Annotated in this window: 1 protein-coding gene; it reads right to left on the bottom strand. The window is 42.4% G+C overall.

Features of this window, described 5'->3' with window-relative positions:
* Positions 1 to 587: 587 nt before the first annotated feature.
* The gene (locus tag FGF66_RS12355) at positions 588 to 791 is read right to left on the bottom strand and encodes a hypothetical protein (protein WP_139457945.1); all 204 of its coding nucleotides are present in this window, start codon (positions 789 to 791) and stop codon (positions 588 to 590) included.
* Positions 792 to 889 lie beyond the last annotated feature (98 nt).

The following is an 889-nucleotide window of genomic DNA, read 5'->3' as shown; positions in this document are numbered from 1 at the left end:
CTGCGGCAAACTCAACATGGCTATCGAATCATGACGGAACAGCAGAAGCCCTTACCCACGATATTCTGCGAAGAACCCAAAAAAGTAAAGTCATAAAAAAAACAATATCGGAAGCCAATATATCATGACGATTTCGATAAATGAGAATGGCAATAAAAGAGCTTAAGCCCATTATGGCAAGCCCGGTATTTTTCTTTGCCTTAGAATTTGGGGAAGGTTCATCAACCTTAATATCATCACTGAATACTGTAAGCCATCCAGGTATAAAGCCAAGCATAAGAAATAATGTCCACCAGACACCAATGTGACGATTGCGCCCCCAAAGTATCGCAATAACAATGCTCGAAATTAAGGGCATCTCTAAAAAGTCGAATACTCCTCTGAAAATCACCTAAAAAACTTTATTAATACATCTGTAAAATCGCTTACACACTGCAATTCTCACTAATTCAGCTACCTCATAAGACTTTTTAGAGATGCCCTTAAGTATATGCCAATTATTTTTAATGAACTATCCATTAGAATTCAATTTTCATGTCATGAAATATGTTTTGTACCATATACCACCATCACCACCCAAGTCAACTTTAAGTTAAACGGAGAATAACGAACCCCGCCGCAAGCAGCAGGGTATTTACATGTGCTGATGTGACCTGCAAAGCCTCGTCGGTCACGAGCTTCTCCTTGCTCGCGTAAATCTCCGAAAGCTCCGCCGAGAGGCGAAGAAGCTCACGGTTTGCAAGCAATTGCGCCCCGTCGGGCGTCAGGCGAAGCGGAGGCGCGTGGTTCATGTGCGGCGTAATTGCGGGTTTGGGTCAGTGAGATAAAGTGTGTAAACGGTCATAGATTCCACTCATGAAACAAGGAGCAAAACTATGACCAGAAAGAA

The organism is Chlorobaculum thiosulfatiphilum, from assembly GCF_006265165.1.
GTDB lineage: Bacteria > Bacteroidota > Chlorobiia > Chlorobiales > Chlorobiaceae > Chlorobaculum > Chlorobaculum thiosulfatiphilum.
Note: the sequence above shows the minus strand (reverse complement) of the source record. Positions and strands in the feature narration are given on the sequence as shown.